The organism is Acinetobacter dispersus, assembly GCF_009884975.1.
In the GTDB taxonomy this organism is placed as follows: domain Bacteria; phylum Pseudomonadota; class Gammaproteobacteria; order Pseudomonadales; family Moraxellaceae; genus Acinetobacter; species Acinetobacter dispersus.
On sequence record NZ_CP041970.1, the window covers coordinates 2,252,740 to 2,267,046 of the forward strand.

Annotated in this window: 13 protein-coding genes; 3 read left to right on the forward strand and 10 right to left on the reverse strand. The window is 37.7% G+C overall.

The genetic code is table 11. The features are described from left to right. Positions 1-141: 141 nt before the first annotated feature. The 5 genes from FPL17_RS10285 to FPL17_RS10305 all read right to left on the reverse strand — a co-directional run bounded on the left by FPL17_RS10285 (position 142) and on the right by FPL17_RS10305 (position 6,424). On the reverse strand, positions 142-1,518 hold the full coding sequence (locus FPL17_RS10285) for a hypothetical protein (protein WP_418655471.1): 1,377 nt from the start codon (positions 1,516-1,518) through the stop codon (positions 142-144). A 280-nt stretch (positions 1,519-1,798) separates the two neighbouring features. After that, complete coding sequence (locus FPL17_RS10290; RefSeq protein ID WP_159884902.1) at positions 1,799-3,151, reverse strand: hypothetical protein; 1,353 nt, start codon at positions 3,149-3,151, stop codon at positions 1,799-1,801. A gap of 278 nt (positions 3,152-3,429) precedes the next feature. Further along, positions 3,430-4,893 carry a hypothetical protein gene (locus tag FPL17_RS10295; protein WP_159884904.1) on the reverse strand — a complete coding sequence of 488 codons (1,464 nt, stop codon included), beginning with the start codon at positions 4,891-4,893 and terminating at the stop codon, positions 3,430-3,432. A gap of 261 nt (positions 4,894-5,154) precedes the next feature. Further along, positions 5,155-5,724 carry a dCTP deaminase gene (dcd, locus tag FPL17_RS10300; RefSeq protein WP_003653416.1) on the reverse strand — a complete coding sequence of 190 codons (570 nt, stop codon included), beginning with the start codon at positions 5,722-5,724 and terminating at the stop codon, positions 5,155-5,157. Positions 5,725-5,830: 106 nt separating this feature from the next. Continuing rightward, a complete protein-coding gene (locus FPL17_RS10305) occupies positions 5,831-6,424 on the reverse strand; it encodes a LysE family translocator (protein ID WP_159884906.1) in 594 nt (197 codons plus the stop codon). A 316-nt stretch (positions 6,425-6,740) separates the two neighbouring features. On the opposite strand from FPL17_RS10305, the gene FPL17_RS10310 reads away from it, so the two are divergent. Next, positions 6,741-7,298, forward strand: a complete 558-nt coding sequence (locus FPL17_RS10310; RefSeq protein WP_005210795.1) for a DUF2062 domain-containing protein — start codon at positions 6,741-6,743, stop codon at positions 7,296-7,298. A 24-nt stretch (positions 7,299-7,322) separates the two neighbouring features. On the opposite strand, the gene FPL17_RS10315 is transcribed toward FPL17_RS10310, so the two are convergent. From FPL17_RS10315 to FPL17_RS10325, 3 genes are all read right to left on the reverse strand, one after another. Next, positions 7,323-8,198, reverse strand: a complete 876-nt coding sequence (locus tag FPL17_RS10315; protein WP_171519517.1) for a 5'-methylthioadenosine/S-adenosylhomocysteine nucleosidase — start codon at positions 8,196-8,198, stop codon at positions 7,323-7,325. A 144-nt stretch (positions 8,199-8,342) separates the two neighbouring features. Then, a complete protein-coding gene (gene apbC, locus FPL17_RS10320; RefSeq protein ID WP_159884908.1) occupies positions 8,343-9,572 on the reverse strand; it encodes an iron-sulfur cluster carrier protein ApbC in 1,230 nt (409 codons plus the stop codon). Positions 9,573-9,729: 157 nt separating this feature from the next. Continuing rightward, on the reverse strand, positions 9,730-10,179 hold the full coding sequence (locus FPL17_RS10325; protein ID WP_005191206.1) for a hypothetical protein: 450 nt from the start codon (positions 10,177-10,179) through the stop codon (positions 9,730-9,732). A 307-nt stretch (positions 10,180-10,486) separates the two neighbouring features. Here FPL17_RS10325 and FPL17_RS10330 point away from each other — a divergent pair, with 307 nt between their 5' ends. Then, positions 10,487-12,643, forward strand: a complete 2,157-nt coding sequence (locus FPL17_RS10330) for a TonB-dependent siderophore receptor (RefSeq protein ID WP_228277571.1) — start codon at positions 10,487-10,489, stop codon at positions 12,641-12,643. 23 nt (positions 12,644-12,666) lie between these two features. Here FPL17_RS10330 and FPL17_RS10335 read toward each other — a convergent pair whose 3' ends face one another. Next, positions 12,667-13,203: a GNAT family N-acetyltransferase gene (locus tag FPL17_RS10335; RefSeq protein WP_159884912.1), complete on the reverse strand. Its 537-nt coding sequence runs from the start codon at positions 13,201-13,203 to the stop codon at positions 12,667-12,669. A 109-nt stretch (positions 13,204-13,312) separates the two neighbouring features. On the opposite strand from FPL17_RS10335, the gene FPL17_RS10340 reads away from it, so the two are divergent. Then, the gene (locus FPL17_RS10340; protein WP_005205601.1) at positions 13,313-13,810 is read left to right on the forward strand and encodes a hypothetical protein; all 498 of its coding nucleotides are present in this window, start codon (positions 13,313-13,315) and stop codon (positions 13,808-13,810) included. A 26-nt stretch (positions 13,811-13,836) separates the two neighbouring features. On the opposite strand, the gene FPL17_RS10345 is transcribed toward FPL17_RS10340, so the two are convergent. Next, on the reverse strand, positions 13,837-14,304 hold the full coding sequence (locus tag FPL17_RS10345) for a hypothetical protein (protein ID WP_151716026.1): 468 nt from the start codon (positions 14,302-14,304) through the stop codon (positions 13,837-13,839). Positions 14,305-14,307 lie beyond the last annotated feature (3 nt).

The window sequence follows — 14,307 nt, forward strand, 5'->3', positions numbered from 1 at the left end:
TTATTCCAATATAACCAATTTTTTATGCAAATTAGACATTATCCGACGAAAATGACCTATAAAGGTAAATCAGTAGTTTTTTCTAAATACTCATGTTAAAAACAAAAAAAGCAGCAACTGCTGCTTTTTTAAGAAACTAAATTAACAAAACTTTAAGCCACCATAGCAATTTGGAGTTATATTTTGTGAAGTTAAAATTAAATTAGATAAGGGCAAGTTCACATAATTACCTGTCAAATCAATTGGAGAAACAGTTTTGGTAATACCGGCACCAAAGATTGCATTAATCCCATCTCCTAATCCCAATGCAAGCTTATATTCAGGTTGTGCAAGTTTTTGCCCTAAAAGTGTTGCAATCTGTGGATACACACTTGATATATCCAATTTATTTTTAGGCGATATCTCCCCTAAATCAATTGGATCTTGCATAGATAACCACCAGCCAGGCTGTGCAACCTCAGCAGCACCCGGCCAACGCAATGCCGTAGATTGTAAAGATAAATAACCAGAACTGTTAATTGGAATATTATGTATATAACCTAAACCTTCGCTAAATGTGATATTTGCTTTTAAATTATCTAGACTAGTATTCAACTTAACAAAAGTATCACTGACACATGCAACGAAAATAACACATGCACTTTTTGTCAGATGGGCCCCTAATTGACCAGATGAGGTTGTTATAGCAATATTTGGAATGTTCGCTATAGCTTGAACATTTGCTGTAGTCATACGATTGCCAGTTACAGTTTGATTACTTACAGAAAACTGCGCATTTACAGATGGGATCGTTAATCCTGTATTATTACTTGTTCCATAACCTACAGTAACTGCTGAATTGGCACTACAACCACTTGTACATAGCGGTATACTAGTCGTATCCACGACAGTATTAATTGTTTCGCCAGGATGTGTACCAAAAGTACCTGCTAACGTCGTCGCCGTGCCATAGCCATTAATAACGAGATATCCCGATAGGCTATTAATCCCATTTGGGGAATCATTATTTGTACCTGCTGTTAATAGACCTACAATTTTTTCTGCGCTTAAACGAAAACCTTGTATACTTCTTGTTGAGGCAGAATTAGGGTTTTTAATTGCAAATTCAAGGAAAGGATTTGTTATAACTGCATCTGAACTTGCTCTATCTGTTGAAGAACTTGTTATATTTCCACTTAAACTTAAATTATCAATATCAATATCACATCCCCCTGCTCCGTTGATTCCACCGCATCCAAGCTGGAGTTTTTTGATATTTGCGTTCAACTCCAGAGTACCTTCTAAGCCTAATTTATAAAATCCCACTCCACCATTACTCGCATTATTATTACCTGAGCGTATTGATTCTAAATTGGCTGCGTCGGTAGGTGATATATAAGATAGACTCATCAATGCCTGTCCCGTAGTTGCAGACAACTCACTATCAGACATAGAGTGTAGAGTAGAAGCAGCATAAGCTGAATTAGCACAACAACTTATTATCCCTAAAAAGATTACAGATAAATTTCTACTTTTCACTATAAAAATCCTTTTTTTAACTCTAAAAAGCTAGATAAAAATACTTGTTTCTATACACCCCTATTACTGGCAAAAATGAGTTACCAAACCCAATGCCACAAGTATTATTTCCCCAATATAAACTCAATTTATATTAAATAATAGACAATATATGTCAAAAATATCCTATAAAGATAATAGAAATGTCATGAAAAATCATATAATCTAAAACTGGTAAATCTATCATTGAATAAGAATAAAAAAGACAGCCTGAGCTGTCTTTTTCATTAAAAAGATTAAGTTAACAAAATTTTAAGCCACCATAACAGTTAGGAGCAAAGTCTTGGTTTTTTAAAGATAAGTTCGTTAAGGCTAAGTTGGCTGGTGTTGCACTATCTGGCAAATTGATCGGACCAATATTAATATTACCGGCCAAACAGCTCGTTGCAAAGAAACCACAATATACCCATTGGTTTGCTAACTGCTTATTAACTAATCCTAAAGCTTCAATAATTGTAGGCATCGCAATATCAACATTCTTATTGGGCGTGATATCACCAATATCAATAGGATTAGAAAACTCTAACCACCATCCTTGCTGAGCAACAGATTTTGTCCCAGGCCAACGTATATCTTGTTTTTGTAGTGCTAATGATGCAGGTGTTCCATTAAGATTCGCTTTATGAAAAAGCCCTAAATCTTCATCAATCGTCACATTTACATTTAAATTATTCAAAACACCATTTGCAGTACCAGATAATGGAATGCCAATACCAGTATTCGCAGACAAATTACCAGAAATATTAATTCCATTTACGATTGTTGAGGCCACTAAAGGAGCCGATGTTATACGCTTTCCCGTAATGGGTTGACCTGGTAAAGTTAAACTTGCTTGCTGTGACGGTGTTAAGTTCAAGGTATAACCAGTAGTCGTATAAGTCGTTTGTACAATCCCACAGCTACCAAAATAGGGTCCACTACATGCTTTACCACTCAAAGCGACATTCGTTGGATTAGTTGCCCCATTTTGCGTTATCGTTATTGGATTAACAGTCGCCATTCCTGTTTGTGGTGAAACTTCCATATAACCACTTAAACTATTAATCCCACTTCTAATGCCATTATTATTTGAATCTTTAGCATTTTCTAAACCAAAAGTAATCAAACCCTCTGCTTTTTCTGAACTCAACCTGAAGCCTGTCACTTCGCGTGTTGATGCTGAGTTTGGGTTTTTAATCGCAAACTCGATAAATGGATTCGTTAATTTAGCTGAAGAGCTTGCACGACCGACACTCGTATTCGAATCACCACTTAAACTCAAATAGTCGATATCAATGTCACATCCTCCTGCTCCATTGATACCCCCACACCCTAGTTGCAGTTTTTTGATATTTGCATTCAACTCAAGTGTAGCCTCTAATCCTAATTTATAGAATCCAACCCCGCCATTACTCGCATTACTATTGCCTGATCTTTTTGATTCTAGATTAGATAAATCTGCAGGAGCTAGATAAGACAAGCTCATGAGTGCCTGTCCAGTGGTAGCCGCCAATTCACTATCAGACATAGAATGTAGAGTAGAAGTAGCATAAGCTGAATGCGTGCAACAACTTATTATTCCTAAAAACATTACAGATAAATCTCTATTCTTCATAATAAAAATCCCTTTGGCTCTACCAAGCTAGAGAACAATACTCGCGTCCATGCGACACTATTAACGGCAAAAAATGAGTTGTCTAACCCAATGACATAAATATTTCTGTCAATATAAACTCAATTTATGTTAAATAATAGACAAAATGTAACAAATATATCCTCTAAAAATAAATAAAATGTCACAAAAGGTTAAACATCAATAATTAAGAATGTATAAGCCCCTATGTATAAATATAAAAAGACAGCATATGCTGTCTTTTTATTAAAGAGGTCAAGCTAACAAAATTTTAAACTTCCATAACAGTTGGGAGCAAAATTTTGCCCATTGAGCTGTAAATTAGAGAGGTTCATCTGCAAAGGAGAAACATTAGATAAATCTACATTTCCAATATCTGCATCTAAGCCCATTCCTGTCATTACCCCCAAAATATCACTTGTTCTTGCAGGGTTCTGTTTTAAATAATTTCCAGCTTTGGCAGCAAACTGCCCTAGTAAAGGTTCAAGACTCAATCTTTGCGTAGGTTCCACACGCCCAATACTCACAGGATCTTGCAAAGCTAACCACCATCCTTGTTGTGCTATATTTGTCACCTCCGAATCTGGCCATAAAATATTTTGATTTTGTAGGCTCAATGACGCCGCTGAATTAATCTCTAATCGATGAATATACCCAAGAGCTTCTTGAAAATTTACTGTTGCCTTAGCTCCACTCACAGAACCACTCATTCGAATATTACTAAACTGGCGCCCTTCCCATGCTACTAAACATGTTGGAGCGAGTGTCAGATTTCTACATCCCGTAATCACAGCATCCACCGGATTACCTGCCGTATAGACTGCTATAGTTCTTCCATTAGTATCTGTAGTAGTTCTGCCTCCTGATGGATAGTCATTTCCTGTTCCTAAATGAATTGTTGGAACATTAACTGTTGCATTTAAACCAACTGAAATATTTCTCTTACCATTTACGACTATTTGTGGAGTTTCAAAAGGAAGATTATTCATTTCAGGGATACTAAACCCACCACCGTTAGTTCTAAAATCTGCATCAGCTAAATCAACTAGTACATTAGCAATTAAACGTCCTTCTATCGGATAAGTCGCTAGGCTCATATATTGTGCTGCTGTATTTGCATAACCCTTAATTTTGCTTCTCTCTGCTTCAGTATCTCCAATACCAGATCTCACTTTCATATAACCAGAAAGACTGTTTATTCCATCAGGATTAGCCGAATTTTCTGTTCCAAATGTTAATAAACCTAAAACTTTTTCAGCACTTAACCTTAACCCAACTACATTGCGAGTTGCTGCAGAATTTGGATTTTTAATTGCAAACTCTATAAATGGATTCGTTAGTTTTGCACTCGAACTTGCTCGTCCCTCTCTCGTATCTGAAACTCCACTCAAACTCAGATAATCAATATCAATATCGCATCCACCAATACCATTTACACCACCACAACCTAATTGTAGTTTTTTAATATTAGTATTAAGTTCTAACTCTGCCTCCATACCTAAACGATAAAAACCAAGATTTTGATCCCCGCCTGAGCGCTGACTCTCCAAGTTTTTAGCATCAGTCGGTGCAATATAAGACAGACTCATTAATGCCTGCCCTGTCGACGCAGATAACTCACTATCCGTCATACTTTTTAATGTACTGGTAGTGGCATATGCAAAATTTAAGCATGAACTGCCTAACAAAAATATTGCTAAATGACGAGATTTAAACTGTCGCATGACCGACCTCCGTGTTTAAAACATCCATATTTGTTTATTTTTATAATGTCTTATATCAACTACAGACGAGGTTCTAATCTATTTACACGCTGTGAGCTGGTATAAAAACAAATCGTTTTTTAATTATATTTTAAATAATATTAAATACAAGTTTAATTTAACTAAACAATTTAGGCCATAAATATAAAATTTGTTTAAACAAATCACATAAAAAAGCCCATCCTATTTTCATAGAATGAGCTTTTTAATCTGCCTTAATAATTAGGTCTTCGGTAAAGTCACACCCGTTTGACCTTGGTATTTACCACCGCGGTCTTTATATGATGTTTCACATACTTCATCGCTTTCAAAGAACAGCATTTGTGCAACACCTTCACCCGCATAAATACGTGCTGGTAGGTTAGTTGTATTTGAAAACTCAAGGGTAACGTGACCTTCCCACTCAGGCTCTAATGGCGTAACGTTTACAATGATACCGCAACGTGCATAAGTTGATTTACCTAAGCAAACTGTTAGAACATTACGTGGGATGCGGAAGTATTCGATGGTACGCGCTAAAGCAAATGAGTTTGGCGGAATAATACAAACATCAGATTCGATATCGATGAAACTTTTATCATCAAAGTTTTTTGGATCAACAATCGCTGAATGAACGTTGGTAAACACCTTAAATTCGCGCGCACAACGGACATCGTAGCCATAGCTCGATACCCCATAAGAAATCAACTTTTCTCCGTTTTCATCAAAACGAACTTGATTCTCTGCATAAGGTTCAATCATGCCGTGTTTTTCGCTCATTTCACGAATCCAACGATCAGATTTTATTGCCATGACTTTTTATCCATAGACGAAGTTAATAATTGGCGAGTACTTTAACGTAAAATGGTATCAATGAAAACAACAGCACTATCCTGTTATGTGGATAACACTGTCAAAGTTATAAATTGATCAATGCTGAATAGCTAATTGGAATGGCAAAAGCCATAAGCACTACAGATGCAGTACGCTGTAATTTTGATTGAGACAACCATGCAACTTTATTCGTTGCTAACATTGCACCAACTGAAATCCAGAATAATGCAATTGGTAAAATCAAGCCGACAAAAGTACTCATATGTGCAATATAAATCTCTTGGCTTTTCCATGCTGCAACAGGAAATATCGCTGAAGCAAATAACAATGCTTTAGGATTAAGCAAGGTCGCACATAACAACTCTCTAGGCCGAATGGTCGGTTGATTTAAAGCCACTTCTTGGTTCGCAGTGCGCCATAATTTAATCGCAAGAAAGACGATATAACCCGCACTTAATAATTTCAGAAAAATTGGTAAAGCTGGCAAAGTCGCTGAGACTTTACCAATTAGCATTCCCCACGCAGTAATCGCAATGATATAGCCAACTGCTTCAGCAGGAATCAATAGTAAAGACTTGCGCAATCCAACCTGAATACCAGAAGATGCCAATAAGGTATTGGTTGGGCCTGGAGTCAATAGAATGGTAATGACTAAACCAATAAAGAACCATGAAATCATTGAATGACCTCACTAGAAGATAATTTCAGATTAATCCAATTCACAAGCCATAGCAAAAAATTAACTGTAAACAGTTATGACTAAATGCAGCTTAAGCAACTGTTTTATATTTATTTTATTAAATTCAAGCCTACTCTACTCAGCAGTCACCGCATAAAAGGCGTCTATTTAAAATACAATAAATGTAACCTATTCGTCTTGGGCTTATTTTTAGTGCAATAATGTCTGACGCTATTTTAAGTTTTCACTAAGTAAATCGTGTTATTTTCTATACAATTTCCTGTTTATCTGTCCTATTGGGTCTATTTCCGCGTTTATGCCTAAGCAATTCTTTCACAAGTGGCTGCCTTCATCAGAGAAAGTCGCGAGCCTAAAGCTGATGAAAATTTTTGGTGATCGCGCCTTAAATCCATTGCTTTGGTATGTGAATCGTCGCTCGATTGCAAAAGCCATGTTTATAGGCACCTTTTGGGGGATTTTACCTGTCCCCTTTCATAGTCTGTTTATTATTCTGACCGTATTATTTTTTGAAGTAAATTTACCAATTGGCTTATGTATGGCATGGTTGACCAATCCGTTTACCGTGGTACCAATTCTGTATTTAGGCTTTTGGTTTGGGACAAAAATTTATCACGTCAATATGATTAATAAAGAAATGCTACTTGGCGTTCTACATCAAATTTTAAACTGGATTAAGAACTTTGGGCATGGGCATATTGATTTTAGTTTAGCCAAGATATTGGTTTCTGGACTCGTTATTGAAGCAATTTTATTTGCTGTTATTTTCTATCTAAGCACACATCTACTCTGGCGTTGGGTCGTCATCAGAAGTTGGAAAAATCGTTATAAAAATAAAAAAGAAGAAACCATCTAAATGATTTCTTCTCAATAACATTAATTATTTAGTTTCTGCTTTTGCTTTCATATATTGCTCAGCAACCTCAAGTGCATAGTCCTGACACGCTTCACCTGTCGCAGGGTTATAGGCACCATTATTGGTAATATTATTTGATAAGATACGAACCCCAAGGAATGGTACTTTGAATTGTTGCGCAATTTGTGCAACGGATGCCGCTTCCATTTCCTCGACAGATGTTCCGTATTTAGTATGGAAAAAGTTGATACGATCGAGTTCATTATTCCACGTGTCTGCTGAGCCGATGGTACCTTCGACCACTTGTCCTTTGCTGTAATGCACTTTAGCTTTGTAAGCCGCAACTAAAAGTTCCTTATCACCTTCAAATTTACGAATTGCAATCGGTTCTGGATCAGATTCATCCTCTGGCAACACATCGAACGCCTCATTCCATTCCAACGCATTTGAACCACCACCAATCGGTTTATTTGGCGTTTTAAATGCCCCAATATTGGTAGTGTATTTGCCTAACACAATATCAAATACCTTTAGGTCTGGATCATGTCCACCTGAAGTTCCCTGATTGATAATCGCAATCGGCTGATAATGCTGAATAGCAATGGCTGTCGCTGCGGCAGAATTACTCATACCCATACGTGTTTTAGAGATCACCATTGGATAACCTTTATAGGTACCTTTCCAAAATTCCCAACCACCAATGATTTCGTAGCTCGCATTATCTAATTTTGAGGCCATTCTTTTTGATTCAACAGGTAATGCACCTTGGATCACAATCGGCTGTAATTTCGCTTGTTCTTGAGGTTGAGTCGAATTTGAATTGCCGTCACCATTACATGCACCTAAAAATAGAGCCGTACATACACTGGCAATACCGATAAAATATTTAACTTGCATCATTAACCTGTCTAAAAAAGAAACCCTATACAAAGCAAGTAACGTACCTACTTTGCTGTTAAGGTGAGTTTTGAAATGGCCTAAATAAAAAGTGATTTGCTTTAGAAAGCAAAAACCCAACATCAGCATGTTGGGTTTTCTGTGTACTTAAAAAATACGCTTATCGTCTTTCTGGCGTTTTGGTAATTTATCCATTTGTTGCAACACGGCTTGTGCAATATTGAGATAACTGTCTGCGGCTGCATCTTTTGCGATCACACTTGGTGTGCCTTGATCTGCATGCTCACGAATTTTGGCATCTAAAGGTAAATGACCGAGTAAAGGAATATGATATTGCTCAGACAACTGATCACCTCCACCTGTACCAAAGATTTGCTCTTCATGACCGCAATTAGAGCAAATATGGGTCGACATATTTTCAATCACACCAAGTACAGGAATATTTACCTTATTAAATAGTTCGATCCCTTTGGTTGCATCCATCAACGCCACATTTTGTGGGGTGGTCACAATCACTGCACCCGTTACAGGAATACGTTGTGCCAAAGTCAGCTGAATATCACCTGTGCCTGGTGGCATATCAATCACCAACACATCTAAATCAGGCCATAAAGTCTGATTGAACAATTGCATCAACGCACCTGTCGCCTTTGGGCCACGCCAAGCCACGGGTGTATTGTGCGCACCAATTAAATGTCCAATCGACAGCACCGCCATGCCATAAGCATCTAAAGGTACGAAGTGTTCATTTTCGATCTGCGGGGTTCTGCCTGCATTGCCCAACATTGTTGGGATACTTGGACCATAGATATCTGCATCCAAAACACCAACTTTTAAACCGAGTTGTTGTAACGCGAGTGCAAGGTTGACCGTCGTGGTTGATTTACCTACCCCGCCTTTACCAGAAGAAACCAGAATCACATTTTGGATGCGTGGATGTGCCGCTACATCGCGTTGTTGTGGTGCCGCTTTTTGGATTGGTGGATTATTCGGATCAACTTCCGCTTTAGGTGAAGCATCCATCACAGGAGGTAAATTCCTATTTTCTGCTTTTGGCTTTGATGAACAGCTATGTCCCGCTTCACCATGCGCTGCATGTTTTTGTTGGATAATATGTAAGTTTAATTCTTGGATACCGCATTTTTCTAAAGCTTCTGCCAACTCATCATGAATCTGCTGTAAATGGTCCTTTTCTTGAGGAAAGGTATTCACTGTGAGTTGTAAAATACGGCCTTGTACATTCACTTGACTAATACGATCTTTCAGACTGTTTTCAGAATGCGGCAATATATAATTTTGTAGAACTGTTTGAATCTCGTCTTCCTTCACTTCTTGCGCTGGTGAAAAAACAGATTTTAAGGAAGAAAGCCACGACATTTTGTTTACTCCAAAAACAGTTCAACAATCACTGAGTTTGGCTAGTTTAGCAGTATTGAAGAATTGACGCTCATATCAAAGCAGATAATTGCTCATTTTTTATAGCAACTTTTCTTCTCTAGATATGAGCATCCATTATTTAGCATTGATACAAAGCTTAGCCTTTGAATTTATTGATGGTATCTGTTGCTGCTTTCTTTAAATCATCCAACTTATGACTTGCTTGAGCTTTCAAATCATCAAACTTTGCAGCAGCTTCATCTTTTAGTTCAGATGCTTTTGCTTTGGCATCATCTAACTTATGACTAGCCTCTTCTTTGAAGTGGTCAAATTTATCTTGAACCGCGTGTTGGGTATCTTCAAGTTTGGCTTTGAGATCATCTACTTTATTCGAAACTGCTTCTTTACCTTCAGCATTTTGCTCAGAGACATCTTTCTTTAAATCATCAAGGGCTTTTTCGCCTTTTAACTTAAGCTCCTCGGCGGAGTGTTTTAAGTCATCAACTGCTTTTTCACCTTGTAGCTGAGCTTCTTTTGCTTTGTATTTTAAGTCATTACCCAATTCTGCTGCTTGGTCTTTTAATTCATCAAGTTTTTCGTTTGTCATGGTATTTCCTCACTATAGGTAAAAAACATATTGCTTGGAGCAGTCTTATTTATACCGTGTTTGAGGGCTTTTTTTGTGCATCGCTGCAAATTGAAACAAATGGGATACAGGAAGATTCAAATATTTTATCTTTACAGGCAAATGGAATTGCAATCACACAAATGATAATAATAATCATTTATAATAAAATTAAAAGCGTATTTGCTCCCCTAAACAAGTAAATATTTTTCTATTACTTATTTAAACAATATTCATGGTGATCAAGTTGTTAAGAACAAATAAATTATTAACTCTTAAAAAAAGTATCTTGAGTACTCAGTTATCGTTATTCATGCACAGTAGCCTGCTTGCCTCATCTACACTTGTGAGCACCTCTCTTTTTGCTGAAGAAGTCGGCTCTATAAATCGGCTTTCACCAATCAAAGTTACGGCATCAGAGCATAGCCAAGGCAGTGCCGAGCAAGGATATAAAGAGGATACGGTATCTCAATTAGGACTTTGGCAAGGTCGGTCTTTGCAACAACTCCCATATTCAATACAAGTCTTTTCCGAAGAGTTAATTAAAAATGTACAGGCAACATCTAGTCCAGATGAAATTTACCGGCTCAACCCCACCAGCCAATTAAGCCGCTCTCAGTATGAGAATGATCAACCCGTTACCTATACCCGAGGTTTTCGCGTATCAAATGCCTATCGAGATGGCATGGAAGGTGATCAATATGGACACGGTACCACCACTGAGGACGCGCAAAAAATAGAAGTACTGAATGGATTATCAGGCTTTTTATATGGTCCAGGGAATGTTGGAGGCCTGATTAACTATGTCACAAAGCGTTCAACAGAGAGCAGATTGAATGAAATCAGTTTGGCAAGTTTAGGTGGAAAAAGCTGGTACACATATGGTGATTTTGGTGGAAAATTTGATGAAGCTGGAAAATTTGGCTACAGACTCAATCTGGCAAAACAAGGTGGTGATACGGCCATCAAACAACAAGAAGTGAAAAAAGAATTTGCAAGCCTTGCACTGGATTGGCAAGCCTTAGACACCTTACTGATTCAAGTTGATGCGATGCAAAGAGATTATGAAATCAATGGTGGAGCTGCGAATTGGAACTTCGCTAAGGGGATTGAACGGCTGCCAGCACATCAACTGCAAAATAATATTTCTTGGAGCGTCCCTTGGAGCAACAATTATTATCATTCTGAGCGTTATGGTGCTCATTTAAAGTGGAACCCTACTCAGAATATTACAATAAGAAGTTCATATTTAGATAGTTATAGTCGAAGAGGTACACAACTCACCACCAATACAGTGACCTCAGAAAATACCTATGACCAAGCTGTTTCAAGAATATATGCCGCTGGTCAAGATCGAATGACCAGTGAACAACTGGATAAACGTTGGGCCACTTATCTCGATTTTAACTTTGATACAGGACCACTTAAACACAAACTTACGACGGGTTTTCAGATGAGTGATACTCGACAAAAGCGTTATCCAAGAGAAGCTAAAGAAGTTGTCTTTAAGAATTTAGATCTAAGTTCTCCGACTGCTATGCCAAAGCCAATTGGACAACAAGTTGATCGAGGTGAAATTCAAACACGTTCTCATAGTCAAAGTAAAAGTTGGCTTATTGGTGATGACATCACTCTCGATGACCAATGGTCAATACTTTTAGGTGCGGCATATGTCAACATTATTAATAAAATGGGATCAGGTTATGATGAATCAAAAATATCGCCCAATTTATCTATCTTGTATCGTCCCGTACCTGCTTTAACCACTTATCTGACTTATATCGAATCTCTGGAAGCAGGTGGTATCGCAGCTGATGAGTATCGTGGTGTAGCAGTCACAAATGCAGGTGATATCTTTGGGCCACTGAAAAGCCAACAAATTGAATTAGGTGCGAAACTCAGTCTGGGCGATCTGCTGTTCACGACCGCCTTATTTAAAATTGATAAAGGCCTACAATACTATGATGTCAGTATGCCAACAGCACCCAAATTCGTTCAGGATGGCAGACAAGAGCATAAAGGGGTTGAATTTACCGCAATCGGAAAAGCAACCGACCATCTTACTATTCTGGGTGGATTTACCCTGTTAGATCCTGAAATCAAGAAACAGAAACAAAACCCACTTCTTGAAGGTAAACGCCCACCTTTAGTGGCACAGCAAATGTTTAAACTTTACTCAGAATATACGATTCCGAACTTTGAATCTCTGAGTGTTTCTGCAGGTTTTAACCACACTGCCAAAAGTTATGCAAATGCTGAAAATACAGATAAGCTTCCTGCTTATACGCTTTTCAATATAGGCTCTCGCTATCAATTTAATTTAAAAGATAATCCTTTGACACTTCGATTAAACGTTAACAATCTATTCAATAAACATTACTGGGCCAATGAATCTATTTTAGGGGACCCTAGAACAGTCGTTGTCTCGGGTAGCATTAAATTTTAGATAAATGAATCGCTGGCTCCCATCTAGATTTTAACGTCAGCTTTTAAAATTTCATAAAGTACATGCCAACTTAAAGGATGCTCTGTCGCTAAAGCGGGATGTTGAAAGTTAGACACTTTTTTCATGTTTAATTTTCTCATCACCGCTTGTGACTTGGTATTTTCTAATGTGGTAAATGCAACCACTTTCTCTAACTTTAATTGATCAAAAGCAAATGCAAGCGCGGCTTGAGCAGCTTCTGGCGCATAGCCCTGCCCCCAATGGGCTTGATCGAGTCGCCATCCGATTTCCACACAAGGTGAAAAAGCAAATTGTGTCGGTTGATCATGCAAACCAACAAAACCAATAAACTGATGATTGTGCTTTAACTCAACCGCCCATAAGCCCCAGCCTTGTGTTTCAATAATCGATTTCATTTTATCGATCATGGCATCGCTTTCCGTTCGAGTCAGGAGTTTAGGGAAATATTCCATGACCTGTGGATTGGTACTCATCGCGGCAAAGGATGCATAGTCCTCTGCTTGCCATTGTCTTAAACGCAGTCGAGCTGTTTCGATCATTTTTACAACCAATAAATTTGTATTAAAAACTATTAACAATATAAGGAGATAGTTCGGATATACTTCCGCAATATCTCAATCATAGACCTCGTTGTCAGAATTACCTAATATGAATGAAAATGAACTTTTAGAAATTCAGCAGGAACTTCAAGCCCAAGAAAAACGTTTGAAGTATATTCTTTCAAGTAAAAGAAGAATCCAGAACATGATTCTTTCGTTTGAAAAGGATCTTGCTGAACAGTTAATTCCAGTTATTGATCAGCAAAGTGACGATAAAGCACCTGTTGAAAGTAGTTTGGCACTGACCATTTGCTGGAAATTTTCTAAAGCTGAATTTCCTAAAACCGAACATTGGTGCAGTGAACTCAGTATTACTGAGCTTGAGTTCAAAGATGAATTTACGGTGGCACTAAAAGCACAAGCGTGGTTAGGAACTTTGGGCAGTGATGAACTTTGGCAGACACCAATGTTTGCTGAAATTACCCTTGATCCGAAAACGGATGGCTTAAAGAGCTATCACATTCATTTCCTATCTAAAGGAAAGATTATCTCTTTAAGAAAAAATTCAAAGCACAGTGTGACCGTTAAACAAATGCAGAGTATGTAATCCTTCGGGATGCATACTCTCCTCCTCTAGATCCTCTCAAATTGATTTAAATCGCCATACTTCTTTTTGCACATCAACACATAACAACTATTGGCACTGACACAGCCCAGTGCAAGCACAGGCAAAACAGCAAGAAAAATTAAAAGACTCATGGCCAAGGTTTCAAAATCGAAGCCATTGACCTGATCTTCAAACAAAATCATCAGCACTAAGCACATCCATCCCGTAAAAAAGACCAAACTGACTTTTAAAAACTGCACCAAATCAAAAATTTTGCTGGGTAATTTCAATATTGATAAAACAATGATGTAAAAGATAAAAGCAAGAACAATCAGAAATGGTGTGAGATATAGCATCACTTGCATCGCGTTGCTGACCACATGCAATAAATGGTTTTGTTGAAAGTTTAAGAACAAACAATACGGAATCACAAAACTAAAAACCGATGCCACACTTGCACACATAGATGCACAGAGCAAATGCCAAGACCTCATTGT

Bases quoted from the DNA above. Each gene is read 5' to 3' on its own strand.
- FPL17_RS10290 (WP_159884902.1), bottom strand. From the start codon at position 3,151: ATGAAGAATAGAGATTTATCTGTAATGTTTTTAGGAATAATAAGTTGT.
- FPL17_RS10295 (WP_159884904.1), bottom strand. From the start codon at position 4,893: ATGCGACAGTTTAAATCTCGTCATTTAGCAATATTTTTGTTAGGCAGT.
- dcd (WP_003653416.1), bottom strand. From the start codon at position 5,724: ATGGCAATAAAATCTGATCGTTGGATTCGTGAAATGAGCGAAAAACAC.
- FPL17_RS10305 (WP_159884906.1), bottom strand. From the start codon at position 6,424: ATGATTTCATGGTTCTTTATTGGTTTAGTCATTACCATTCTATTGACT.
- FPL17_RS10310 (WP_005210795.1), top strand. From the start codon at position 6,741: ATGCCTAAGCAATTCTTTCACAAGTGGCTGCCTTCATCAGAGAAAGTC.
- FPL17_RS10315 (WP_171519517.1), bottom strand. From the start codon at position 8,198: ATGATGCAAGTTAAATATTTTATCGGTATTGCCAGTGTATGTACGGCT.
- apbC (WP_159884908.1), bottom strand. From the start codon at position 9,572: ATGTCGTGGCTTTCTTCCTTAAAATCTGTTTTTTCACCAGCGCAAGAA.
- FPL17_RS10325 (WP_005191206.1), bottom strand. From the start codon at position 10,179: ATGACAAACGAAAAACTTGATGAATTAAAAGACCAAGCAGCAGAATTG.
- FPL17_RS10335 (WP_159884912.1), bottom strand. From the start codon at position 13,203: ATGATCGAAACAGCTCGACTGCGTTTAAGACAATGGCAAGCAGAGGAC.
- FPL17_RS10340 (WP_005205601.1), top strand. From the start codon at position 13,313: ATGAATGAAAATGAACTTTTAGAAATTCAGCAGGAACTTCAAGCCCAA.
- FPL17_RS10345 (WP_151716026.1), bottom strand. From the start codon at position 14,304: ATGAGGTCTTGGCATTTGCTCTGTGCATCTATGTGTGCAAGTGTGGCA.